22 protein-coding genes are annotated in these 20,477 nt (G+C 43.9%); 10 read left to right on the forward strand and 12 right to left on the reverse strand.

The annotated features are described in order from the left end of the window. The 5 genes from prfA (at position 1) to PN836_RS01335 (ending at position 4,729) form a co-directional block, all read left to right on the forward strand. Complete coding sequence (gene prfA / locus PN836_RS01315; RefSeq protein WP_395342633.1) at positions 1–1,086, forward strand: peptide chain release factor 1; 1,086 nt, start codon at positions 1–3, stop codon at positions 1,084–1,086. Positions 1,087–1,101: 15 nt separating this feature from the next. Beyond that, the gene (locus PN836_RS01320) at positions 1,102–2,037 is read left to right on the forward strand and encodes a HemK/PrmC family methyltransferase (protein ID WP_395342634.1); all 936 of its coding nucleotides are present in this window, start codon (positions 1,102–1,104) and stop codon (positions 2,035–2,037) included. Between the two features lie 80 nt (positions 2,038–2,117). Further along, complete coding sequence (locus PN836_RS01325) at positions 2,118–2,486, forward strand: SirB2 family protein (RefSeq protein WP_395342637.1); 369 nt, start codon at positions 2,118–2,120, stop codon at positions 2,484–2,486. A 110-nt stretch (positions 2,487–2,596) separates the two neighbouring features. Continuing rightward, entirely contained in the window at positions 2,597–3,430 is an 834-nt protein-coding gene (kdsA, locus tag PN836_RS01330; RefSeq protein ID WP_395345406.1) for a 3-deoxy-8-phosphooctulonate synthase, read from the forward strand. A gap of 63 nt (positions 3,431–3,493) precedes the next feature. Further along, on the forward strand, positions 3,494–4,729 hold the full coding sequence (locus PN836_RS01335) for an adenylate/guanylate cyclase domain-containing protein (protein WP_395342639.1): 1,236 nt from the start codon (positions 3,494–3,496) through the stop codon (positions 4,727–4,729). Positions 4,730–4,741: 12 nt separating this feature from the next. Here the strand turns inward: PN836_RS01335 and purB are convergent, their stop codons facing one another. The 4 genes from purB to PN836_RS01355 all read right to left on the reverse strand — a co-directional run bounded on the left by purB (position 4,742) and on the right by PN836_RS01355 (position 8,828). After that, positions 4,742–6,133 (reverse strand): adenylosuccinate lyase, encoded by a 1,392-nt coding sequence (purB, locus tag PN836_RS01340; protein ID WP_395342642.1) that lies wholly within the window; start codon positions 6,131–6,133, stop codon positions 4,742–4,744. A gap of 80 nt (positions 6,134–6,213) precedes the next feature. Beyond that, the gene (hflD, locus tag PN836_RS01345) at positions 6,214–6,840 is read right to left on the reverse strand and encodes a high frequency lysogenization protein HflD (RefSeq protein WP_395342644.1); all 627 of its coding nucleotides are present in this window, start codon (positions 6,838–6,840) and stop codon (positions 6,214–6,216) included. Next, on the reverse strand, positions 6,837–8,018 hold the full coding sequence (gene mnmA / locus PN836_RS01350) for a tRNA 2-thiouridine(34) synthase MnmA (RefSeq protein ID WP_395342645.1): 1,182 nt from the start codon (positions 8,016–8,018) through the stop codon (positions 6,837–6,839). The genes hflD and mnmA overlap by 4 nt, the downstream gene beginning before the upstream one ends. Positions 8,019–8,255: 237 nt before the next feature. Continuing rightward, positions 8,256–8,828, reverse strand: coding sequence for a pseudouridine synthase (locus PN836_RS01355; protein ID WP_395342647.1), 573 nt, complete (start codon positions 8,826–8,828; stop codon positions 8,256–8,258). A gap of 216 nt (positions 8,829–9,044) precedes the next feature. Here PN836_RS01355 and icd point away from each other — a divergent pair, with 216 nt between their 5' ends. Together icd and PN836_RS01365 are read left to right on the forward strand one after the other, a co-directional pair. Next, entirely contained in the window at positions 9,045–10,298 is a 1,254-nt protein-coding gene (gene icd / locus PN836_RS01360) for an NADP-dependent isocitrate dehydrogenase (RefSeq protein WP_395342649.1), read from the forward strand. A 145-nt stretch (positions 10,299–10,443) separates the two neighbouring features. Further along, positions 10,444–11,118 carry a hypothetical protein gene (locus tag PN836_RS01365; protein WP_395342651.1) on the forward strand — a complete coding sequence of 225 codons (675 nt, stop codon included), beginning with the start codon at positions 10,444–10,446 and terminating at the stop codon, positions 11,116–11,118. Positions 11,119–11,263: 145 nt separating this feature from the next. Here PN836_RS01365 and PN836_RS01370 read toward each other — a convergent pair whose 3' ends face one another. Further along, positions 11,264–11,944, reverse strand: a complete 681-nt coding sequence (locus PN836_RS01370; RefSeq protein ID WP_395342652.1) for a hypothetical protein — start codon at positions 11,942–11,944, stop codon at positions 11,264–11,266. A 248-nt stretch (positions 11,945–12,192) separates the two neighbouring features. Further along, a complete protein-coding gene (cspD, locus tag PN836_RS01375) occupies positions 12,193–12,414 on the reverse strand; it encodes a cold shock domain-containing protein CspD (protein WP_395342654.1) in 222 nt (73 codons plus the stop codon). 251 nt (positions 12,415–12,665) lie between these two features. Here cspD and clpS point away from each other — a divergent pair, with 251 nt between their 5' ends. Then, positions 12,666–12,989 (forward strand): ATP-dependent Clp protease adapter ClpS, encoded by a 324-nt coding sequence (gene clpS / locus PN836_RS01380; protein WP_395342657.1) that lies wholly within the window; start codon positions 12,666–12,668, stop codon positions 12,987–12,989. 10 nt (positions 12,990–12,999) lie between these two features. Then, a complete protein-coding gene (gene clpA / locus PN836_RS01385) occupies positions 13,000–15,267 on the forward strand; it encodes an ATP-dependent Clp protease ATP-binding subunit ClpA (protein WP_395342660.1) in 2,268 nt (755 codons plus the stop codon). Positions 15,268–15,333: 66 nt separating this feature from the next. On the opposite strand, the gene infA is transcribed toward clpA, so the two are convergent. From infA to trxB, 4 genes are all read right to left on the reverse strand, one after another. Then, positions 15,334–15,552, reverse strand: coding sequence for a translation initiation factor IF-1 (gene infA / locus PN836_RS01390; RefSeq protein WP_006003271.1), 219 nt, complete (start codon positions 15,550–15,552; stop codon positions 15,334–15,336). A 169-nt stretch (positions 15,553–15,721) separates the two neighbouring features. After that, positions 15,722–16,426, reverse strand: a complete 705-nt coding sequence (locus tag PN836_RS01395; RefSeq protein WP_395342664.1) for an arginyltransferase — start codon at positions 16,424–16,426, stop codon at positions 15,722–15,724. Further along, positions 16,423–17,160, reverse strand: coding sequence for a leucyl/phenylalanyl-tRNA--protein transferase (gene aat / locus PN836_RS01400; protein ID WP_395342667.1), 738 nt, complete (start codon positions 17,158–17,160; stop codon positions 16,423–16,425). Before aat ends, PN836_RS01395 begins: the two co-directional genes overlap by 4 nt. 40 nt (positions 17,161–17,200) lie before the next feature. Further along, the gene (gene trxB, locus PN836_RS01405) at positions 17,201–18,151 is read right to left on the reverse strand and encodes a thioredoxin-disulfide reductase (RefSeq protein ID WP_395342670.1); all 951 of its coding nucleotides are present in this window, start codon (positions 18,149–18,151) and stop codon (positions 17,201–17,203) included. A gap of 442 nt (positions 18,152–18,593) precedes the next feature. Between trxB and yfbV the strand changes: the two genes are divergently transcribed. Next, positions 18,594–19,040 (forward strand): terminus macrodomain insulation protein YfbV, encoded by a 447-nt coding sequence (yfbV, locus tag PN836_RS01410; protein WP_395342672.1) that lies wholly within the window; start codon positions 18,594–18,596, stop codon positions 19,038–19,040. A 3-nt stretch (positions 19,041–19,043) separates the two neighbouring features. On the opposite strand, the gene PN836_RS01415 is transcribed toward yfbV, so the two are convergent. Together PN836_RS01415 and PN836_RS01420 are read right to left on the reverse strand one after the other, a co-directional pair. Then, a complete protein-coding gene (locus PN836_RS01415) occupies positions 19,044–19,541 on the reverse strand; it encodes a SprT family zinc-dependent metalloprotease (protein WP_395342674.1) in 498 nt (165 codons plus the stop codon). A 222-nt stretch (positions 19,542–19,763) separates the two neighbouring features. Then, positions 19,764–20,408 carry a class I SAM-dependent methyltransferase gene (locus PN836_RS01420; protein ID WP_395342677.1) on the reverse strand — a complete coding sequence of 215 codons (645 nt, stop codon included), beginning with the start codon at positions 20,406–20,408 and terminating at the stop codon, positions 19,764–19,766. Positions 20,409–20,477: the final 69 nt, after the last annotated feature.

Raw genomic sequence — 20,477 nt, forward strand, 5'->3', positions numbered from 1 at the left:
ATGAAAGAATCAGTCATTCATAAGTTAGAGTCGCTTGTAGAGCGTTTTGAGGAAGTTCAGGCTTTGCTGGGAGACCCGGGTGTGATCGGCGATCAAGAAAGGTTTCGTGCGCTATCGAAAGAGTTTTCTCAACTGGAGGACGTGGTAAAGCAATTCAACGCCTTTCAATCGGCACAAGACGATATTGCGTCAGCAACCGAGATGCTGCAGGAAAACGATGCCGAAATGCGCGAAATGGCGCAAGAAGAACTCAAAGAAGCCAAGCGCCTAAGTGAGGAGTTAGAAACCTCTTTGCAAATATTGCTGCTGCCGAAAGATCCGAATGACGATAACAACTGCTTTTTGGAAATACGTGCAGGCGCAGGTGGCGATGAAGCCGGTATTTTTGCAGGTGACCTGTTCAGAATGTACAGCCGATACGCTGAGGGCAAAGGATGGCGAGTAGAGGTCATGAGTGCCAATGAAGGTGAGCATGGCGGTTACAAAGAAATTATTGCTAATATTTCAGGCGATGGTGCCTATGGGATTATGAAATTTGAGTCAGGTGGTCATAGAGTGCAACGCGTTCCTGAAACGGAAAGCCAAGGACGCATCCACACCTCGGCGTGCACTGTAGCCGTATTACCTGAAGTGCCAGAATCAGAAGCTATTGAAATCAATTCTGCAGATTTGCGTGTGGATACGTTTAGAGCATCGGGTGCGGGCGGTCAACATGTTAATAAAACCGATTCGGCCATTCGACTTACCCATATTCCAAGCGGTGTTGTTGTGGAATGCCAAGATGAGCGCTCTCAACACAAAAACAGAGCGAAAGCCATGTCAGTTCTGCAAGCGCGATTAAATCAGATTGAACAAGAAAAGCGAGATGCTGAAGAAGCGAGTACGCGTAAAAGCTTGGTTGGTAGCGGTGATAGATCTGAACGAATCCGCACATACAACTTCCCGCAGGGCAGGGTAACGGACCATCGCATCAACTTAACGCTTTATAAACTGGACGACGTTATTGCAGGGGATTTAGGTGCATTGTCTGATCCCATTCGACAAGAGCATCAGGCAGACCTCCTCGCTGCGCTGTCCGATGACTAAGCCTTTTGGCGAATTATGCTAACCGTTGAAGGCTTGCTTCAAAGCGCCAAGACCAGACTTGCATCTCAAACAGATCTTACTTTTTATGAGCCTGCCTTAGAATCTCGCATCCTGTTTGAGCACGTGAGCGGTAAGTCTCATGCTTGGATGATTGCCAATAATTCTCACGTATTGAGCGCCCAGCTAATCACTGACTTTGAAAATGTGCTCGCTTTGCGCTTAGCCGGGAAGCCTATTGCTTATATAATAGGCAAACAAGACTTTTGGACCCTTCAACTAGAAGTGAATGAGTCTACCTTAATCCCTCGTCAAGATACTGAATGCCTCGTTGAAACTGTGCTCTCGTTCGGTATAGGCGAGACTGCGAATGTGTTAGATTTAGGAACAGGAACTGGGGCAATAGCGCTGGCACTTGCAAGCGAAAAACCCAATTGGAACATTATCGGAGTCGACAGAATTGAAGACGCGGTAATGCTTGCCAAGCGAAATAAAGCGCGTAATGCTGAACATAGCCTGGCCCAGAAAGCAGGACAACAAGCATCCATAGGGACAAGCTCCGAGACAGAGAAATATCGTAAGCCCTTTGAAAATGTCAGGTTCTTACAAAGTAATTGGTACGAGGCGCTACATTCGAAGTATAAACATTATTTCGATGTGATTGTAAGCAATCCGCCCTACGTAGAGCCTGATAGCGAGTATTTATCAAGGGGTGATCTTCGATTTGAGCCAAACTCGGCATTAAGTGCAGGTGAAAATGGATTTGCAGATTTAAAGCACATTATTACAAAGGCGCCGAACTATTTAAGTGCAAACGGTTTAGTCGCTCTAGAACATGGGGCAAATCAGCATCAAGCCTTAGCCAAACATTTGGGCGACGCGGGTTTTGTGCAAATTGCAGCAAAAACGGACTACAATGGAATGCACAGAGTGACGACAGCTCAATTACCGTGAGTGATAAAGAATTAATAAGCTAAAATATTTCGTAAGTACAAATGTGTCAGTATAAAAACAATAAAGGAATTATATAAATCATGATAGCTTCTCATTTACATTTAACCGCCGCAGTGCTCACCCTCGTATTCTTTCTGCTTCGATTTGTCCTTCTACTCAAGCAGTCATCAGTCTTGGAACAAAAGTGGTTAAAAATAATGCCGCACATCGCAGATACCTTCCTATTGGTGACAATTGTGATTATGTGTCTGCAATTCGCGGTATATCCAATAGTAAATAGCTGGGCTACGGCGAAGTTAGCCGGATTGATTTTCTATGTTTTGTCCATCGCGTTCACGCTGCGCTGGGCTAAAACAACACTTTGGAGAATTGTAGGACTTGTTAGCGCGCTGTTTTGGTTTGTCATGACGGCGAGGCTTGGATTAGCTGGTCTTGCAGCATTCCAGTAAGCGCTCAATAATGTGTTGTTTAAAAATAGTAGAGGCATTTCTATACATCACTCAACATAAGCAGCGTAAAATTTTGTGATAAGGGCGATAAATTGATTTCTAGCGTAAAAATAGCAACACCATCAGGCAGTATCGAGGTCGCAAATGATGCTCCTTTTGTTCTCTTTGGCGGGATGAATGTGCTCGAGTCTCGTGATCTGGCAATGAAGATTGCAGAGACCTACGTCAGCATAACAAACAAGCTCAATATTCCTTATGTGTTTAAAGCCTCATTTGATAAGGCCAATCGCTCTTCTTTGTATAGTTACCGCGGTCCAGGACTTGATGAAGGACTTAAAATATTCGAAGAGATTAAGTCAACATTTGGCGTCGCTGTCATTACAGACGTCCACGAACCCTACCAAGCTTCGCCGGTGGCAGAAGTTGCTGACGTTATTCAACTACCCGCGTTTCTGGCGCGTCAAACCGACTTAGTTAATGCTATGGCAAAGACTAAAGCGGTGATAAACGTGAAAAAACCGCAATTTCTGGCACCCCATGAAATGCGTCACATCATTAATAAATTCGATGAAGGTGGCAATCAACAGATTTTGCTGTGTGAGCGAGGAAGCTGTTACGGATATAACAACCTTGTGGTTGATATGTTGGGCATGGATGAAATGAAATTTATGGCACCCGTTATTTTTGACGCTACCCACGCATTGCAAAAACCGGGGGGGCGTAGTGATTCTGCAGATGGACGCCGTAAACAAGCTGCCGAGCTTGCTCGAAGCGGCATGGCTTTAGGCATTGGTGGATTATTTATCGAGTCGCATCCTGATCCTGATAATGCAAAATGTGACGGGCCATGTGCCTTACCATTAGACAAGCTAGAGGGCTATCTGACACAAATGAAGCAACTGGATGAACTAGTAAAAGGTTTCGATGATCTCGATATCCAATGAAGACCGATTTGTTATATGGAGCATCCAATAGCATCACATGTCTGAAAGAAAAGCCTAAAGCGCATGTTTGAAAGAGACTCAGCCCCTTTTTCTTTCAATAAGACGGAGCATTTAAAGTATTCGCGGCGCGCGATTATGCGCCGCGTGACCTATCTTTTACTCATTATTTGTATTTTCCAGCTTAGCAAAGCCTTTATCATCAATGAAATGGAAGCATTTCGATTGCAAATACTGACTGTCTCCACGCTTTTCAACTGCGCTGGATTTATGCTTTGTATTGTACTTTTTAAACGCAAACGATTTGATATTGGTAAATGGCTACTGCAGTTTGTTTTCATTTCCTTTGTCATAAGCAGCGCGCTTTTGTGGCAGCTAGATGGCGTGTTGCAGTATTTTTGTTTGCTTGCTGCCTTTATTAGTGCCTTTATGTTCAATGAACAAGAAGATGTCGCATTTTTCTCCTTGTGCGGATTTCACGGCTGTTTGTTCATCTTTTTTCAATACTTGAGTTTGTCTGCGATGCACTCCTTTGAGTTCACCCTGCTAGCGCTTGGCAACAGTCTGCTTTTAGTGGGTTCCACTATTTTGTGTGCATGGTTAGTGCGCAATATGACTTTGTCAAATTGGCGAAAAGCGCACAATCTTCAGCAAACAAAATCGAATGTGGTTTACCGTGTATTTCCTGAGCGTCTAAGTGGCAAATTACTATCGTTTAGAAATAAGCGAAAAAGCAAAGCGCAAGACTTGGCATATGAAACACCAATGCTTGTCGCATTTCTAGATGTTCAGAACCTGAGTTCTCAAATACAAGACGTCGAATCAGAACTTCAAACTCAAGACTTGAATCAACTTCGAAAAGAGATTTATGTGGCGTTTGACTCTATTCTGGAATCTTCATCTTGTCTTCGAATCAAACGCTACAGTGAGCAGTATATTTTTGTCTGTGAACTCAAAAGTACCAAACAAGATGTTAAAGTGTGTCGAGCGTTAAGCCTTCTGCGCGATATGTATCTGCAATTTGAAAAGCTAGCTGCTCACACACCTCTCACACTGCGATGCGGAGTTGCGAGCGGAGAGGTGTCAGCAGGCGTGGTTAATCTTAATAGCCCAAGTTTTGATGTGTGGGGACAGCCCTTGGTAATGGCCGTGCGATTAATGAAAAGTTGCCCTCATAAGTATGTGCATTGCGACAAACGTAGTTATGAGCTGGCTCAAGAACGTTTCGTATTCTGTGAGCCAGCGGTATGGAATTTTAAAGGCATAGGGCAAACTCTCACCTATCAAACAGCTTTTAGATAAAGCAAGTGAGCCTTAATCAAGCGCTTTAAGTTCCTTTAATGCCAGCTCAGTTAGTGCTACTGCCTGACCAATATAAGATGCGGGTGACATCTGCTTGAGTTGAGTTTTTGAGTTATCTGGCATATCAAGATTATCAATAAACGCGGCGATAGCTTCGCTATCCACTTTTTTGCCTCGCGTCAGCTCTTTTAGTTTTTCATAGGGTTTTTCGATGCCGTAACGGCGCATGACTGTCTGAATAGGCTCTGCCATTAGCTCCCAATTTGCATTTAACTCATTGGCAAGACTGCTCGCATTGACTTCCAATTTGTTGATGCCCTTCAAGGTGGCCTGATAAGCAATAGACGAATACGCGATCCCGACGCCCAAATTTCGCAAAACCGTTGAGTCGGTTAAATCTCTTTGCCAGCGACTAACCGGAAGTTTCGCACTAAGATGCTGCAAGATGGCGTTTGCGATCCCCAAGTTCCCCTCAGAGTTTTCAAAATCAATGGGGTTAACTTTGTGCGGCATCGTCGATGAGCCAATTTCACCAGCAACTGTGCGCTGCTTGAAGTGTCCCAGCGCAATGTAGCCCCAAATATCTCTATCGAAATCAAGTACGATGGTATTGAATCGTGCAATTGCATCAAAAAGCTCAGCAATGTAGTCGTGAGGCTCAATTTGCGTGGTATACGGATTGTGAGTGAGTCCTAAGCTATGTACAAAATCTCTTGCAAAGCTGTGCCAGTCAAGCTCAGGGTAGGCACTCAAATGAGCATTGTAGTTGCCCACGGCACCATTAATTTTGCCAAGTAGCTTTACTGACTTGATTTGCTCTAGTTGACGTGCCAGCCGTATGGCCACGTTGGCCATTTCTTTACCCATGGTGGACGGTGATGCAGGCTGTCCGTGAGTGCGAGCCATCATAGGCACAGACTTATGTTGCTGGGCAAGGTCTGCAATGGCATCGATAAGCTGTTTCGACTGAGGAAGCACAACATCTGTCAATCCTTGATGAAGCATAAGCGCATGCGACAAATTATTGATATCTTCAGAGGTGCACGCAAAATGAATAAATTCGTTTACGTTTTGAAGTTCTTCGTTACCGCTAATCTTTTCTTTTAAGAAATACTCTACCGCTTTGACATCGTGGTTAGTGGTGCGCTCTATATCCTTGATTCGTTGTGCATCGCTTTCGCTAAACTCATCAACGATTTTATTGAGAAGCGTATTTGCGCTATCGGAAAATGGGGCGACTTCTTCAATTTGTGGAAACTCTGCTAAGGCCTGAAGCCACTTTACTTCAACAATAACGCGAGCGCGAATGAGGCCAAACTCGCTAAAGCTAGCGCGCAAGTCTTTTGTTTTTGAGCCATAGCGTCCGTCAACGGGTGAAAGAGCGGTAAGCGATGATAATTCCATGTTGTTTCCTGTTATTTCTTGTGTGTGCACATCAAAGATATGAGTGTTTTGATTCAGTCTGTTTTTTAAGTCTGCACGTTTTAGTCTGCATTTCGCACTGCGTGCTTCGCAGCGTGTACTATTTTACTTCGAGAAAATAGTATATGGCGGCGTTTACCGCCAAGCTGACGCCACAGCACCGCTGAACGAATCCCCGCAAGTAGTAAGCTTCTCACCTTTTTTTGGTTACTCTCTAGACTCAGATGGTTTGGGTTGCCTGCAATTTGAATTTTTGGCGCTAGTGGGCTCACTACATCCGAATAAATACTTGCCAAAGAGCTGTATATTTGTGCACTCTCAAAGCCAATATGAGCAGATTGACGCTGAACATGTGACACTCGTTCAGCAAGCTCATTTAATGCCTTAGTGTTTCGACTCAGTTTGCGCTCCAGGCCAAGGATTGATGCGATATAACGCGTAAGTTCTGCGTCTTTTTGTTTAACATTGCTGTCTAATTGTTCTACTACAGTAGAAAAGCCAATGCTGAGGTTGCTTAGTGCGCCATACACCTGCTGAGTGTTCTCTGGATTGGTTACCAGAATACTGGAAATACTCGCCTCGCACGCAGTTTCGTCAGCTTCCCCATTGCGAGCAATGGATTGCACAAGCTTGGCACTTTGACATACGCCAGCAAGGGCAAGTTGTTGTTCTAAAAATACCTCGTTCATTGAGCGCTTTGCGACCTCTTTGCAGCGTGTTTGTCACCAAGATGCGCGTTCACAAAATAAGCATCAATGATACCGCCACCTAAGCATACCTCGTTATCATAAAAAACGGCCGATTGACCGGGCGTTACCGCTTTTTGCGGCGAATCAAAACTCACTTTAAGTTGTCCGTCTTTATCCATTTCCAAGAGGCAAGGGATGTCGTGCTGACGATATCGAGTTTTCACGGTGGCGCGAATGGGCGCATTCATATCTTGCCGTGATACCCAATGAAGCTGGTTAGCAATCAGCCCATCTGAGTATAGTCGAGGATGGTCTGAGCCTTGCGCCACGATTAAGGCATTGCTTGCTAGATCTTTATCAACGACATACCAGGGCTCATCACCGTGGTCGCGCGTGCCACCTATGTACAATCCTTTTCGTTGCCCAAGGGTATGATACATCAGGCCGTCATGGCGTCCGATTTCTTCACCATCAACCGTATATATTAACCCAGGTTGCGCAGGCAAATACTGGGCTAAGAAGTCCTTGAACTTTCGCTCACCAATAAAACATATACCGGTGCTGTCTTTTTTGTTGTGCGTGACCAAATTATGCTGCTCTGCTATCGCGCGCACTTTTGGTTTTTCTAGATGACCGATTGGAAAGAGTGTTTTGGCAATATGTTCGTGACTTAGCGTATACAGAAAGTAGCTCTGGTCTTTATTGTTATCTAAGCCTCTTAATAATTGCCATTTGTTATCTACTAAGCGGCGCTGACAATAATGGCCTGTTGCGATGAAATCTGCGCCCAAATCTTCGGCAGCAAACTCTAGAAAGGCTTTAAATTTAATTTCTTTGTTGCACATGATGTCAGGATTAGGTGTGCGGCCTGCTTTATATTCATCTAGAAAATACTCGAAGACATTGTCCCAATATTCGGCGGCGAAATTAATTTTGTGCAACTTAATACCCAGTTTGTCTGCAACTGCCTGAGCATCGGCCAGATCTTCTGCCGCTGCGCAATATTCGTCATCATCGTCTTCTTCCCAGTTTTTCATAAACAAGCCTTCTACCTGATAGCCTTGTTGTTGTAGTAGAAGTGCTGAGACAGACGAGTCTACACCGCCAGACATGCCAACGATGACTTTTGTTTGATTTACTTCGGTATTAAGCGGTGTATTGTTTGATGACGCCGACATATATAGTGAAAGTTTCCTCAGTGAACGGCTTTGTACCAAGTGTCGTTTTTACGCGCAAGCTGCCGTTTTGGGCTAGTACAAAGCTCAACTTATAAAATTGCTAATTTTAGCGTCGCGAAGTGTAGCAAAAAATAGCGCTGCAAAGAACTGCGCTTAGAAAAAATTGAGTCACAGAATAAGTTAACCTGAATCCCGTTTCTTAAACGGGATTCAGGTTAGTTATAAAAGGGTCACGACTTACAGCGTTACATACTCACCGTTGTCAATTCCATCAATCGTCCAGCTTGCTACTCTATAACGAATCAGGCGCAAAGTAGGGTGGCCAATATGTGCGGTCATTCTGCGTACTTGTCGATTGCGGCCTTCGCTAATGGTTAGACTCAGCCAAGAGTCGGGTATGCTCTTTCTCACTCGAATTGGAGGGGTTCTTGGCCAAACCATTGGCGCCTCCATGCGCTTTGCTACGGCTGGTGATGTCTTGCCGTCTTTTAAATTTAGGCCTTCACAAAGGGCTTTTATGGCCTTGTCATTAGGCTCACCCTCCACTTGTACCCAGTAGGTCTTGCTCACTGTGTTTGCTGGATGAGCGAGTTGATGAATGAGCTTACCGTCGTTTGTTAATACTAATAAGCCCTCACTGTCATAGTCTAAGCGCCCAGCGGCATATACCTGAGGCACATCGATAAACGACTTTAGCGTACGTTTATTTGAGTTAGACTCGTCGGAAAATTGGCTTAAGACCTTAAAAGGTTTGTTAAACAGGACAATTTTTCGCTTGGTCTTAGTCGTTTTGGATGATGAATTTTGCATATTTGATTAGCGTATTTTTGATAATGGCGTACGACTAAAGAATGAGGCAGATTATACGCAATTTGTTTCAAAATAGGGCGCATAAACGACAAATACTTGCCAGATAGTCACGAGATAATTTTGATCAATTGTAAAAGTCCGCTATTATCTCGGAGTTTCGAAATTGGCGGCGCGTTTTTCTGCGCCCACAGCAGCATGATAAACAGGAGCAAATACATGACAAGTAAGGTGGTTAAACCTGAGCACGGCGAGCAGATCCAACTAGATGCCAATGGCGCTTTAGTCGTACCCAACAATCCCGTAATTCCCTATATTGAAGGTGATGGCATTGGTGTGGATGTCTCTCCGGTGATGATTGACGTAGTCAACGCTGCGGTAGAAAAAGCATATGGCGGCGAGAAGAAAATTGAGTGGATGGAAGTGTACGCTGGCGAGAAATCTACCCAAGTATACGGCAGTGAAGTATGGCTACCTGAAGAAACGCTTGATCTTGTTAAAGAATACAAAGTGGCAATCAAAGGCCCATTAACAACGCCTGTTGGCGGTGGTATACGCTCGTTAAACGTGGCGCTGCGTCAAGAGCTTGATTTATACGTGTGCTTGCGCCCAGTAAGATACTACGCTGGCACGCCAAGCCCGCTCAAACAGCCAGAACTGACGGATATGGTTATTTTCCGCGAGAACTCAGAAGATATCTACGCAGGTATCGAGTTCCAAGCCGGTACAGATGAGGCAAATAAAGTCATCAAATTCTTGAAAGAAGAGATGGGCGCAACCAAAATTCGCTTTGAAGATGATTGCGGAATTGGCATCAAGCCAACGTCGAAAGAAGGTACGACGCGTCTTGTGAAAAACGCGCTGCAATATTGTATTGATAATGACCGTGATTCATTAACTTTAGTGCACAAAGGTAACATCATGAAATTTACCGAAGGTGCATTTAAAGATTGGGGTTATCAGGTTGCGCGTGAAGAGTTTGGTGCTGAGTTAATTGATGGTGGCCCATGGTGTGCATTCAAGAATCCAAACACGGGTAAGGAAATTATTGTCAAAGACGTGATTGCTGATGCTTTCTTGCAGCAAATCCTTCTTCGTCCTGCTGAGTACGACGTGATTGCAACAATGAACCTCAACGGTGATTACGTATCCGATGCACTTGCAGCTCAAGTGGGCGGAATAGGCATCGCACCAGGTGCAAACCTAGGTGACGGTGTTGCGATTTTCGAGGCAACTCACGGTACGGCACCCAAATATGCAGGTCAAGACAAAGTGAATCCAGGTTCAGTTATCTTATCTGCAGAAATGATGCTTCGACATCTTGGATGGCTTGAAGCGGCTGACCTAATTGTAAAAGGCATGGAAGGCGCGATTAAGGCTAAGACCGTAACCTATGACTTTGAGCGATTGATGGATGATGCAACGCTGCTTAGTTGCTCTGAATTTGGTAAGGCGCTTGTTAAAAACATGTAGTGCGACAGATTAGTTTCACTTAAAAGGCGCTGTTTGAGCGCCTTTTTTATGTCTGTTACTTTATCTCAGGTCTCTATTTGCACAGTGGTTTGACCTGTGATAAGTAAAAGACGCGAGTGTTTTGAAGTTACAAACGGATAAGTATATGAAAAAGCTCGGCGTCGCAAGTACTCTTTGTATTGCCTCCCTTGCAGCCTCAATTTCGGGTTGCTATTCATCACCTGAAGATTTTGCTGTCTCCAAGTTTGCAGTCCCACCGTCAAATACTGCTCAAGCCTCTGCAATTGATGCAGAAGTGTCTACCGATAGGTTTATTGCAGGCAAGTATGATCATTCGGCTATTTTTGTGTCTTTGCACAATATCAGCACAGAAGAAGTAACAATGTCGCTTAGCTATATTAATTTACTTGCTGATGGAACACCGGTTTCGTTTATTGACCCAGATGAACTGGTATCAGAACGTGAACAAACCCTGCGGAATTTGACTCGTTTGCGAAACTCAGCGGATAGTCGCGGCACAAAGGGGATAGCCGTCTACAAACGGAGTGCCAGCTCGCCTGAGGGGCAAGTCTCAATCGCACCCACTTCGTTAGCACGCATTGATTTGAGCGAACAAACGCAAGTTGATAATAGTTCGTTCTTGCAAAGCTATGCCCATTTTAAAGACCACCAGCTTCCGAAGCGTTTTGTACTTGCGCCGAATCAAAAAATAGAAGGTTATGTGTCGTTTGAAAATCACGAGGGCTCACCAGTTCACAGTTACCAGATTAGCTTAAACGGTGGCTTATCGATGCAAAACGTACTATTAGCTCGCAAATAATCGCAGGCAACGCTGTCGTGCTCGGCATTGTGTTCTCAGCATAGCGTGCTCAACATAATCGCTTTAGTCGAGATTTAAAAAAAGGGGTCTGATTTAAGCAGACACCCTTTTTAAATGTGAATAATAGAGCGAAGGACGCTAGAGCCTAGTCGTTGATAAATTCTTTTGTTTGTTCAACGACTGCAACTGACTTATCAGATGCTAATTTTTCGCCGAAGGTTTCAATGCGTTTTTGCTCCAGCGAATAGCGTGCTTGGTTAAACTGCAACAATTTTTGCTGAACTTCTGGCGTCGACTTTACGATGTTCTTAACGTGCGCGAGGTGTTTTTTCCGCGTGTCCTGAATCTCTAAGTAAATGCTATTGTTCGATGGCAAATTTTGAATTTTGTCTAACAGGCCCCTGCGGTCTGAACCGAAGTCCAAAGATTTTTGATTCATCGTGTAGATAATCTCATCAACGTATCGAGGCTGGCACTCGCGCTCATAAATATTCGTAAAGGCGCGCTTGTCCATCTCGCAATCAATTTTAAATGAGTCATTTTCCGTATAATTATTCAAACTTTCGAAAAACTCATCTTGCGCTTTGACGTACTGGTCGCGAAAAAAGCTCAAGGGCCTTTCACCTGTGACAGTAATAATTTCGCTATTGGTTGATGGCGCAGTGTTCTCCATTGAGCTCTGTGAATGCGATTGTATCGCGCCCAGCTCACTGGTGTTTTTGCTCATCGTGCTATGCGCCGCCGCAGAGCCAAGCAATAGCGCTCCCGCCGCAAGATAAGATAAATGTTGTTTAAACGATGCCGTACCCATTGTTATTCCTTTCATATACACGCTCCAAGATGGTGTTAAAACAAGCGGCGCCACACATGCCCATGCGCACATGGGTAACGCTAAATATATGACAACGCTTAATAAGTATACAAACTTATGGGTTTTCTACAAGTAAATGAAACCCTTAGTTCACAAGCTCGAGTCGTTCTAGAACAACGATAATAGGGCGTTGGTAAATTGGGCACAAAAAAAGCAGGCATAAAGCCTGCTTTTACAATACCTAGTTGATTCAACACTAGCTTCTATCTATTTGGTTCTTCATCCGCTAAGTCAATGTTTTCAGCGTGCAGACCTTTCGGACCTTGCTCAATGTCAAACTTGACTTGTTGACCTGCTTTTAAAGAACGATATCCATCCATCTGAATCGTGGAATAATGAGCAAAAATATCCTCTCCACCATCCTCCGGAACAATAAACCCGAAGCCCTTCGCATTGTTAAACCACTTCACTTTACCCACTGCCATGATACAACTTCCTATTTGTATTCCTTGAAAACTTTTGATCTCGTCTCCACTATGTATACTACGAAGTAATGCATAAACCAATCTTACCAGTGGTGACTGCCATAGAACTTACACTCGCAGAGCTCTATATGCACAACTGTAGAGTTTTTGTACAGATTTTGTCAAGTTTTATACCCACACTTTTAGACTGATTAGTGATAAAAGAATGCTTGCGCTATGCAAATGCGACATTATAGTTATTATGAGAGCAAATGAGTAAAGACAATATTGTGAGTATTGACGGCGAAAAGTTAATTGAGCTGCAAAAACAAAAAACGCAGCCGCCGAAAATGTATAAAGTCATGTTAAATAATGACGATTACACGCCAATGGACTTTGTAATCGAAGTGCTTATGAAGTTTTTTGCGATGGATTCAGAAAAGGCGAATCAGCTTATGTTGACGGTGCATTATCGCGGGAAGGCAGTTTGTGGCATATATACTGCAGAGATTGCTGAAACAAAAGTTATGCAAGTAAATCAATATTCCCGTAAACACCAACATCCGTTGAAGTGTTCTATGGAACCAGCGCAATAAAGGGGAAATCATGTTAAATAAAGATTTAGAACAAACCTTAAACGAGGCCTTTGTTTACGCGCGCCAAAATCGACACGAATTTATGACAGTTGAGCATTTATTATTAATGCTGCTTGACAATCCTGCAGCTCAAGAGGCGCTAAAAGCCTGTGGGGCGAAAGTTGATTCTTTGCGAAGCGAACTCACCGAATTTGTCAATGAAACGACGCCTTTAATAGGCGAAGATGATTCGGCGGACCGCGAAACCCAGCCAACGCTTGGATTTCAGCGTGTTTTGCAAAGAGCAGTTTTCCACGTGCAGTCTTCGGGTAAGGGCGAAGTAAGTGGCGCCAATGTGTTAGTGGCGATTTTCAGTGAGCAAGAATCCCAAGCTGTTTATATCCTTAAAAAGTCTGACGTAACACGTTTAGACGTTGTTAATTTTATCTCACATGGCGTTAGCAAAGCTGAAGATGATGATACCCAAGGTGAAGAAATTAACGAAGAGGGCGCAGAGGGTGAAGAAAATCAATCCATGCTCTCTAAATATGCAAGCAATTTAAATCTTGCCGCAAAAGAGGGCAAAATCGATCCGCTCATAGGCCGCGAGGGCGAAGTGGAACGTTCTATACAGATTTTATGTCGTCGACGTAAAAATAACCCGTTATTAGTCGGCGAAGCGGGCGTTGGTAAAACTGCTATCGCTGAAGGCCTAGCCTATCGAATCGTCAACGAAGACGTGCCTGATGTCATTGCCGAAAGCACAATTTATTCTTTAGATTTGGGCGGCTTACTGGCGGGTACTAAGTATCGCGGTGACTTCGAAAAACGTCTGAAAGGTATTTTGAAAGAGCTGACAAAAGACAGCAACGCCATTTTATTTATCGACGAAATTCACACGATAATAGGCGCCGGTGCAGCATCAGGCGGGGTAATGGATGCATCGAACTTGCTCAAGCCTAAGCTCAGTAGCGGTGAATTGCGATGCATTGGTTCAACAACGTATCAAGAATACCAAGGCATCTTTGAAAAGGACCGTGCATTGGCAAGACGATTCCAAAAAATCGATGTGCTTGAGCCAAGCGTGAGCGACACAACCAAGATTCTGATGGGGTTAAAATCTCGCTACGAAGAACATCACAGCGTGCGCTTTACCAACAAAGCCTTGCAAGCCGCTGCCGAATTGTCAGCGAAATATATAAATGAACGTCATTTGCCTGACAAAGCTATTGATGTCATTGATGAGGCGGGCGCAAGCCAGCGTTTATTGCCAGCATCCAAGCGTAAGAAAACGATTAATGTGGGCGACATTGAGCAAATTATTTCGAAAATTGCTCGCATTCCTGAGAAGTCTGTTTCGGCCTCCGATAAAGACGTACTTAAAAACCTTGGACGTAACCTTAAAATGGTGGTCTTCGGTCAAGACGAAGCGATTGAGAAGCTCTCTGATGCTATTCAGCTTTCGCGTTCGGGTTTAGGTAATGAAGCTAAGCCTATCGGCAACTTCTTATTTGCAGGCCCTACAGGTGTAGGTAAAACTGAGGTGACTCAGCAACTTGCGAAAATCATGGGTGTTGAATTAGTGCGTTTTGATATGTCGGAATACATGGAGCGCCACGCTGTCAGTCGTTTAATTGGCGCACCTCCTGGCTATGTTGGTTTTGACCAGGGCGGATTATTGACGGATGCCGTTATTAAACATCCGTATTCGGTCGTATTGCTGGATGAAATTGAAAAAGCGCATAGCGATATTTACAACATTCTGTTGCAGGTAATGGATCATGGTACCTTGACTGATAACAACGGAAGAAAGGTAGATTTTCGAAATGTTGTTTTGGTGATGACCACCAATGCAGGCGTTCAAGAAACAGTGAAGAAATCCATTGGCTTTAAGCAGCAAGATCACAGTCACGATGCGCTTAGCGAGATCAACAAAACCTTCACACCTGAGTTCAGAAATCGCCTCGATAGCATTGTTTGGTTCAACCATCTTGATCAAGGCGTTATTTTGCAAGTTGTTGATAAGTTTATTATTGAGCTACAAGCGCAATTAGACGCAAAAGGTGTGTCCTTAGAAGTAAGCGAAAAAGCACGCTCATGGTTGGCAGAGAAAGGATATGACAAGTCTATGGGCGCGCGCCCAATGGCAAGACTTATCCAAGATCAACTTAAGCGAGAACTCGCTTCTGAACTGCTATTTGGACAGCTTGCAAAAGGTGGAGAGGTCAGAGTGGGGCTTAGAGGTGACAAGTTAACCTTTAAATACATTAGCGTTGAAGCGCAAAAAAGCGAAGCTTAAGAGGTCCGCCAGCTCAAAATGCAAAAACCCGCTGATAAGCGGGTTTTTTGATGCTGGGTGCTAGAACTAACGCGCTCGATATATGATGCGGCCTTTGCTAAGGTCATAGGGAGTCATTTCTACAGTGACTTTATCGCCCGTCAGAATTCGAATATAGTTTTTTCGCATTTTCCCTGAAATGTGAGCAGTGACAACATGCCCGTTTTCAAGCTCAACTCTAAACATAGTATTTGGGAGGGTATCTTGAACCGTACCTTCCATTTCAATGCAATCTTCTTTTGCCATTTACAGCAGTAACCTCAATGTGTATGTGTGATTCGTTATTTCGCGCGCGAACGATAACTAAATCGAAGGCATTAGTAAAGTTATTCCTGACTATATCAATATAATTTCTTGTCAAGTTGTATCAATATGTCCTTATTGATTCAAACCATCTGCCTATTCAGCGTTCAGCTTATCTAAACACCTGCCACTTTTTATCAATCAGGCGCTGATAGGGTAAAAAGGCGGTTTTGTAATTCATTTTTTGACAGTCATCAATTTGATACCCAAGGTAAACAAAGGGAAGTCGTTTTTCAATAGCATGCTTTATTTGTTGCATTATCATGAACTTACCGAGAGAACGCTTGCGATCCTCAGGGCAGTAATAGGTGTACAATGCCGATAGCCCATCGCCCACAATATCGGTTATGGCAATCGCCCTCAATTCGCCGCTTTTATCTCTAGCCTCTAGAAAACTCGGTTGCTGCCACTGACAGCGAATAAAATTACTGTACTGCTGATAGCTAGGTGGAAACATAGTGCCATCAGCATGAAAATATTCAATATAGCGTTCATATAGGGGATAATAGTCATCACGTTCGTCGCTGTTGAACCGCACATCTAAATCTTTATTTTTATTGAGTATTCGCTTTTGACTTTTGGAAGGTTTGAATTCATTAGCGATTATCCTTACTGACTGGCATCGATTACAATTAGGGCAGTGCGGACGGTAAAGCTGCTCACCACTTCGTCGAAAGCCAGCATGCAAAAGCTGCGTGTATCGCTTTGGAAGTTCTGATGGCTCAGACATGCACACCAACAGTTGCTCTTCATGATTATCAATATAATTACATGAAAAGCGCTGGGTAATGCCAAATTTCATCGCGTCTTGTGTCACAAATCGAAGCCTATCGTTTGTTTTGACCAGACCATAGGCGATAGCACTTTGCTGCGGCCTGCGCCAAGCATGTCTTTAAATTGGCTGCGTGGAATTTCTATACATCCTAACGAGGCTAAGTGGGGATTTTGCATTTGGCAATCGATAAATGGTAGTTTATGTGAGCGCATATGGCTAACTAGCGCTAAAAATGCCGCTTTGCTTGCGTCAGTTTGAAGATGAAACATGGATTCACCGCAAAACACCTCACCCACCGTTACGCCATATAAACCGCCCACCAAATTATTGTTGGCGTCCCAAATTTCTATCGACTGAGCACTACCCGATTGGTGCAATGCCTGATACGCGGAAATCATGTCATTTCCAATCCAAGTGGCATTTAGCTGCGCCAAATTATCTGCTTCTTCTTTTGTTCTTTGTACCTTTGCACAGCGTTCAATGACCTCGTTAAAGGCATGATTTATAGTGGCGTGATAGGAATATTTGCGAATGCTCTTTAATAGACTTTTACTGGGTCTAAAGTCTGCTGTATAGATTATTCCGCGAGGGTTGGGTGACCACCACAAAAGAGGTTCGCCTACACTGAACCACGGGAAGATTCCATTTTTATAAGCTTCTTGCAGTCGTTTCACGGATAGATCCCCGCCAAACGCTAATAATCCGTTAGGTTCTTCCAGTGCCAAATCAACGGATGGAAAGCTAGGCTCATCGTTTAGTTTGAATAACTCAAGCATGCGTCCATCCGTTAAGCAAGCTGCTGCTTAGACTTGCGCGTTATAGCGCATCCAAATATTTTTCAGCGTCCAGCGCCGCCATGCAGCCTGTACCTGCGGAGGTGATAGCCTGTCTGTAGACGTGATCGCTAACATCACCTGCAGCAAATACCCCAGGTACACTCGTTTGAGTGGCGTTGCCATGAAGACCACTGTTAACAACAATATAGCCATCCTTCATTTCTAGCTCACCGTCGAAAATTCCAGTGTTTGGACTGTGACCAATTGCAATAAATACGCCCATTGCGTCTTGTTCAGTGACTTCTCCGTTTAGCGTGTCTTTGATTTTAATCCCAGTCACGCCCATTTCGGTGCCAACAACCTCTTCCAAGGTTTTGTTAAGGTGCAATACAACATTGCCATTTTCTGCTTTGTCCATTAGGCGGTCAGCAAGGATTTTTTCACTTCGAAATGAGTCACGTCGATGTACCACATGCACTTCAGATGCAATGTTGGATAAATATAACGCTTCTTCAACGGCCGTATTTCCGCCGCCTACGACTGCCACTTTTTGGTTACGATAAAAGAATCCGTCACAGGTTGCACATGCACTGACACCTTTACCCATAAAATTCGTTTCGCTTTCTAAACCAAGATACTTGGCTGACGCGCCGGTCGCTATAATCAAGGCATCGCAGGTATATGTACCGTTGTCACCCTTGAGTGTAAAGGGGCGTTCTCTTAGATTAGTTTCGTTGATATGGTCGAAAATAATTTCAGTGTCAAACTTTTCAGCATGCTTTTGCATTCTCACCATCAAGTCAGGGCCGGTTAAATCATCTGGGTCGCCAGGCCAATTTTCGACTTCCGTGGTAGTAGTCAACTGTCCACCTTGCTGAATACCCGTTAACAGTACCGGGTTTAAGTTTGCGCGCGCTGCATACACGGCTGCGCTGTATCCAGCTGGGCCAGAGCCTAAAATGAGTAGTGGCACATGTCTGGTGTTTGACATCAATTTCTCCGAACAAATATTTTAAAATGGGTGGTTTAGGGTTTGTTGATCTTTGCTGCAAAATCATACAGCAAAGATCAACAGGCCCTAGTATGGAGGCTATATACGGTCACATTCGCTTATTTCAATCCTGTTGAGCACGTTTATCTTTGTAAATAAACTGAATCCTGTTTAAGGGATGGTGCAAGCATCTGTTTTACATACTTAGATCTATTCTCAACAATTAGTGCTACTGGAATTGTGAAGTACAAGGCGCAAAAGTCACGTAATAGTTATTCTAATTGCTGACTTTTGCAACGCAGTAATTCGAAATTCTAGCGGTACTGAGCGCCGTTTGTTAAACAGGATTCAGGCTAAACATTAAACCTGAGTAATTTTCGCGCTAAGATTAGCATCTATGCTAAACTTTGAGTAGCTATCAAAAGAGGTTAGTGCAAGATACATGTTGCATTTAGTTCCCAAATACATAAAAGACGGACGTCAGTATATGCGCGTCTGGCCAATGGAAAAGCAGTTGTATGGCTTATTTCCCGAATGTCGTATCATTTCTGCGACCAAATTCGGCACTCAGGTGATGCCTCCGATGGCCATCATGACAGTGGCGCTACAGCTTCATTATCTTGGCATGGAATTTCTTCCACAAGCGCTTACGATTGGCATTTTCTTTTTTTCTTTGCCACTTCAGGGCTTGTTTTGGCTGGGCAATCGCTCAAATCAAGCTTTGCCACCTGCAATGCTTGCTTGGTACAGAGATATCTACCAGAAAATGCAGCAACAAGGCTGTGCACTTGAGTCACTGCCAAACAAACCTACGTTCATGTCGCTCGCCAGGCTCTTGCGCACAGCGTTTAGAGAGCTGGATCGCGCGTTTACAAAAAATTTGTTTTAGCATTCAGTTCGCTACGAAACGGAGGGTTTGCATGCATGTCCTGCAGCGATATTGTTGTTTGCCTCGCACAACTCGATTATGTCGAACCGTACTTAATTCCACGGTACCGCATGCGCATTTGTAGCTAAATTGTTTTATTCCAGCTTTGTTCAGATCAAGCTGATGTTTTACATCGGCCTTTAGGCCGAAAAGGTCTTGCATCACAAAACGCCATTGCTTTCCATGAGGCCTTACTCTGCCAAAGTGTTCATATACCGCCAAGTGCGCTAGTTCGTGCGGAATGACTTGTTCTTTAAAATACTCTGTATTTTGTTGAAAAAGCTTCGCGTTTAGTTTTATTTGGTTTTTACCCAAAAGCGCTGCACCCGCTATCCTGCCGCGTTGGTTCATTAGAATCTCAGGAGCGGATTTTAGGCTCAAGTCGGTGGTATTCAGTTTTGACATCCATAGCAGCAGGCTTTTTTGCGCGATTGCCTGCAAGGACAGTAATGGCTGCGTCATGTTAATTAACCTCAACTCGGGATAAGCGACAGCGCCAAGCAGCGCTAAAAACGCGAATTACTGCGTTGCAAAAGCGAGCAATAGAATAACTATTACGTCTCTTTTGCGCCTTGCACTTCACGTTTTTATCACTACTTGGTGACAATTTATTAAATACATTGTTAAAACAAACATTTGCACTATCGCTTATCCCGAGTTGAGGTTAATTAAATTCTTCTATTTTTATGTACGTTTGCTTGCTACCACAAAAACGTGCTTTTCTGGGTATTGGTCCAGTTCTAAATGCATAATCGTAAGCCCATTATTCATTAACAGAGCAATGTTTTCGCCTATTCCAATCGAGCTGTAGCTAAAGCGTTCGCCGCGCCATTCATCTTCATGCTCTCCAACATCGTCACCAAAGGTGTAGCAAATCGTGCCATTTCCCTTAAGCATTGAACATAGCTTATTTAGCACAAGAGGCTGTTCAGACAGAGGCAAATGAAACAAACTGTCCCAGGCAAAAATAAAATCAAAGTGTTGTTCGCACTGCCAAGTGCATACGTCTTCATTTAGAAAGGTATGATTAGGATGTTCTTGTTGAGCAAGCTCAATCATCTTCTTTGAGACATCAACGCCAGTTATTTTGTAGCCATAGCTTTCAACCAAGCTTATAAGTCTCCCGCCCGAACCACAACCTACATCTAGCGCAATGCTTCCATTTTGTAAATCAGCGTGTTGCGTGCTGGAAGTCATTGTGTTTTTTCTTGGGATAGACAAATTTAGCGCCGTTTTGATTGCGCTCACCCCATATTTGGAGCCTTTGTGCTGAGTTTGCCACCATGTTGCAATTTTATCGTAATTATCGCCTGTTGCCCTTGGTTTCACGGCAAGTCCTTAGTTGCGCGGTTTATAAAAAAGAACGCCGAAGCGTTCTTTTTGACGTTTTCAGTTCTA

Source organism: Ningiella algicola (genome assembly GCF_028401415.2).
Taxonomy (GTDB): Bacteria; Pseudomonadota; Gammaproteobacteria; order Enterobacterales; family Alteromonadaceae; genus Glaciecola.